We start from the raw sequence: 4,298 nt of genomic DNA, 5'->3' as shown, positions 1-4,298 counted from the left end.
CGACTGGAAAGTTTGTCTCTAGAGGTCTAGAATTGCCACGTTTTGGGGAGTAGTCACAATTGTTCGCCTGTCGTCATCTCGAAGTCAACGCTTCCGGCAGCCGTGAATGGATTTGCATTTATATTCAATGCACCATTTTGACGAGACCAATGCCATTATCGCTTGCACTGTAAGTGTAAATAGACTCAAGCACCTTGCTTGAGTTTTTTAATGCGCGTGAGGTTTATTGTGAAACACCCTTTTACCATGCCTTCCGCGTTTTTAATCCCTATGCGATAACCTTTGTTGTAAAGCTATATCATCCTCTTGCTATTGGTGTATCGATCATATTCATAAATCACCAATACAGTTTGTGTTGTACTGCAAAGGTTATTACCCAAGGTCGATTTTTAGGAGAAATTCTATGAGCCTTTTTAGTTACGAAGGGTTCGCTGTTTTAACAGTGTTAATGTTTGCATTAGATCTATACCAAACCCGTGGCGGCAAAGTATCAATAAAGAAAGCAGCAATTTGGAGTGTATTTTGGGTTCTACTCGCCTTCTTATTTGCTGTGTTTATTTACTTCAACTGGCAATTAATGGCGCCAGAAAGCACTTACAGCAACACTAAAGCGGCAACCGCTTTTGTAACGGGTTATCTATTAGAGAAATCATTAAGTGTTGATAACTTATTTGTATTTGCGCTGATCTTTGGTCAATTCATGGTACCAGAGCGTCTACGTCCACGCGTATTAATGCTGGGGGTTGTTGGTGCGCTATTGCTTCGTGGCGGTATGATTGCTGTGGGTGCACAGCTACTTGAAGACTTCCACTGGGTGATGTACATCTTCGCAGCATTCCTTTTATACACTGGCTTTAAACTATGGAAAGAAGACGAAGAAGAGCAAGAAGATTTCTCTGATGCACTTCCTGTACGTATCGTTAAGCGTTTCTTCAAGGTCACTGATGATTACCACGATCATAAAATGTTCGTGAAAAGTGATAAAGGCTGGTTAGCAACACCACTATTAGTTGTTGTTGCTGTTATTGCATTAACCGACGTGATGTTTGCTTTAGACTCTATCCCAGCAATCTTTGCAGTTACTCGTGAACCGTTCTTAGTATTTACAGCTAACGTGTTTGCCCTACTTGGCTTACGTTCACTGTACTTCGTTCTTGAAGGCATGCTAACGCGCTTCTGCTACCTACGTGTAGCACTAGCATTCATTCTAAGCTTCATTGGTTTGAAAATGCTATTGGTGGGCACTGCATGGGCGATCCCAACTGCGGTTTCACTATGTGTGATTGTTCTGACTATCTCAATCGCTATTGGTGCATCATTATGGAAAACACGTAATGATGAAGAACCAAGTGCTGATCATCAAAACTAATCAGCCATAAAAAACGCCACAGTTCGCTGTGGCGTTTTTGTATCTCTAGACTGGACGCTGAATTAAGCTAATGAAGCAACAATCTCTGTTAACTCAACAGGGTTACTAACAATAAAATCAGGCTTAACGTAAGTTAGCTGCTGGTGATCCGCTTCTTTTTGCGTATCAACCCAAATACTCTTAATACCTGCATTATTTGCACCGGCAATGTCAGCGGCTAATGAGTCGCCCATATGGATCGCTTCATGAGGTTTACATCCCACTAAGTCTAGCGCTTTCTCAAAAATACTTAATGCCGGTTTCTCTTCAGGCTCTTCTCCACCCACAATAATATGATCGACATACTGCTGCATTTCTGTCGTCGCTAGCTTAGGATGCTGCGAGAACACTGGACCATTAGTGATCACTACCAGCTTATATGTTTTACGTAGTGCCACCAGCGCGTCTTTCATACCAGGGAAGAAATCAAACCCTGCCATTCTTGTCTCATCAAAACACGCTTGGATCGCAACAGCAGAGTCAAAAGGTAAATCAATACCCTGCTCTTTAAACAATACAATGATCAAGTTCTGACGGAAATACAATTCATCATTTAAAAGCGGAACTAGCTGCGGTAATTCATCATTTAACTTTTTATATACCCCTGCAACGTAACGTTCTAAGAAAAGATCAGCATCTAACTGTGGGTATAAATCCGCAACATATAACTTTAATTGTGCTACGGCATGTTTATCAGCCAAAGAAGTGGCACATAAAGTTTCATCCATATCTAGAAAAATAGCTTTTAACACATTCACCTTCTTTGTTATCGATTACAGGCAGATCAATAGTACCTAGCAAAACTTATGATAAATAGTTTAAACGTAAAATAAATTACGCAGATTGACGAATATCACTGATTTTGTATACAAAAAAGCCAGCAATCTAGTGCTGGCTTCTTACTACTTCAACAAATTAATGTTTAAAGTCTTTCATTGTGATGAATTTGTTTTTAATTGGTTTTGGGTTTGGTGAATCATAACCATAAATATCTTCGCGCATTTGCACCATACCATCATGATCAACCCAAGCTGTTAGATAAACAAAATCTACATCAATGCGCTTAGATAAGCTGATCGTCTTTTGTTTTTCTGCATCTAGCATTTTCTTAAACGGTGGAATATTGCCACGGTTTTGGTAGTCAATCACATAGTTTGCTAAGTCATAAGCACGCTCAACACGCACACAGCCAGAGCTTAAATCACGCTTAGTTTTACTAAATAGACCACGAGCTGGCGTGTCATGTAGGAAAATAGCGTAATCGTTAGGCATTAAGAACTTAACACGACCTAATGAGTTGTGTGGACCTGGGCCTTGCTGGAACTCATGTGGGAACGTTTTTGGATTAACCGCTGACCAATTAATGCTAGTTGGATTAATCACTGTGCGATCACGCCAGCTATTTAAGATCTGCATATTATGCTGCTTTAAATAACTAATATTACGTTTAACCTTAGGGATCACATCGTGCTGTTTGATCGTAATTGGCACGTTCCAGTAAGGATTCACCACCATCGTTGTGATTGAAGATGAGAATAAGTTTGTTGGGCGAGTGTCACGACCAACAATCACTTTAGATTCAAATACAACGTTGCCTTTATCGTACACTTCTAGCTTGTAGTTAGGGATATTTACCCAAATATGTGGACGACCTTCTGCATGTTTGTTTAACGTCGCCACACGTAATGTGTTTAAAGCTAATCGACGAGCGATCTCGTTATATGGCATCACTAACTGCTGAACAGTTGCAGAGCCAATAATACCATCACTTGCTAAACCGTGACGCTTTTGGAATGCCTTTAAGCTTTCAAAAACAGCTCCAGTATTGGTGATTTTCGCTTGATGAGATAAGTGTTCATAGTGCGCTTGATCCATATCACCTAACGTATAAAGCACTTTCACCAACTCGTGACCATGAGGCATTGTGTCACCTTTACGGTAAACTCGAGTAAAGTCAGATGCTTTTAATGTATGTGCAGGAAGGCTTTGGAACTTAGCGATCATTTCCATCGTTGGTTTAAATGAGATGTAACCAGGACGGAATTGTTCAAGCTTACCCATAGACATTGGGTAAGCATCTACGCCTGTTGCGTAATCTTTCATCACCCTGCTCATTTGCACAGGCTTTGATAGGAACAATACATTACGGTGGGTCGCAATGTAGTTTTGAAATGCACGATACACATAGTAGGTATCAGTCGCTAACAGATCGTAAGCTTGATCGTTATGCTCGCTTTCTAGCTTATCCATTTCAGAGATACGCTGTGCTAAACCAGGTAGCATCTTTGTATCAGCAACCGCTTTTAGTTGTAGCTCAAATTCATCGCGTAGCGCTTTATCATGCCAAATTGGGTAGAACTTATTTTCAGCATAAGCTTGCTCAATTTGTGGCTTGAAACACACTTTGCTTACCGCATCAGCACATAGTGTTCTTGTACTTAATACACTTTGGTTATTCAAAGAAGACCAATCAACAGTGCCTGCACTAACAGGAGCCTCTCTATCATTTACAGGAGGAAGTACTACTGAGTCTGCTTCTGGTCCAGTAACTTGAACATAGTTATGTGGTGCTACAGGTGTTGCCAATTCAACTGCATATGCACTACCTGGAAGAATCAGAGATAAAGCAAGAAGCTTACTTAAGCGTTGAGTGCCAACACGCTGAGGATTTAACATCTTCAAAGCGATCCTTATCTAATAAAAGAAGACTGATATCCGTATTTCAATAACCAAACGCACATTGACAAGTAACGCTCATACATACGGTACATAAACGATATCGTCTTTAATAAAGCCGATAACTGTATATTTAGACAAATTTTTGATTTCGATACAATTCAAATAACGCAACTTTAAATATTAATTATCCCGTATCAAGATTTTTTATGTT

At 40.0% G+C, this 4,298-nt stretch carries 3 protein-coding genes; 1 reads left to right on the top strand and 2 read right to left on the bottom strand.

Features of this window, described 5'->3' with window-relative positions:
- The first annotated feature begins 403 nt into the window (after positions 1-403).
- The gene (locus E5A76_RS03565) at positions 404-1,369 is read left to right on the top strand and encodes a TerC family protein (protein ID WP_053988106.1); all 966 of its coding nucleotides are present in this window, start codon (positions 404-406) and stop codon (positions 1,367-1,369) included.
- Between the two features lie 62 nt (positions 1,370-1,431).
- Here E5A76_RS03565 and E5A76_RS03560 read toward each other — a convergent pair whose 3' ends face one another.
- The gene (locus E5A76_RS03560; protein ID WP_107167359.1) at positions 1,432-2,160 is read right to left on the bottom strand and encodes an HAD family hydrolase; all 729 of its coding nucleotides are present in this window, start codon (positions 2,158-2,160) and stop codon (positions 1,432-1,434) included.
- A gap of 163 nt (positions 2,161-2,323) precedes the next feature.
- Positions 2,324-4,084, bottom strand: a complete 1,761-nt coding sequence (locus tag E5A76_RS03555; RefSeq protein WP_161118118.1) for a L,D-transpeptidase family protein — start codon at positions 4,082-4,084, stop codon at positions 2,324-2,326.
- Positions 4,085-4,298: the final 214 nt, after the last annotated feature.

Origin of the sequence: Photobacterium lucens (assembly GCF_009873615.1) — a bacterium.
Taxonomy (GTDB): Bacteria; Pseudomonadota; Gammaproteobacteria; order Enterobacterales; family Vibrionaceae; genus Photobacterium; species Photobacterium lucens.
Note: the sequence above shows the minus strand (reverse complement) of the source record. Positions and strands in the feature narration are given on the sequence as shown.

Coding starts and splice junctions, on each gene's coding strand:
- E5A76_RS03565 (WP_053988106.1), top strand. CDS start 404: ATGAGCCTTTTTAGTTACGAAGGGTTCGCTGTTTTAACAGTGTTAATG.
- E5A76_RS03555 (WP_161118118.1), bottom strand. CDS start 4,084: ATGTTAAATCCTCAGCGTGTTGGCACTCAACGCTTAAGTAAGCTTCTT.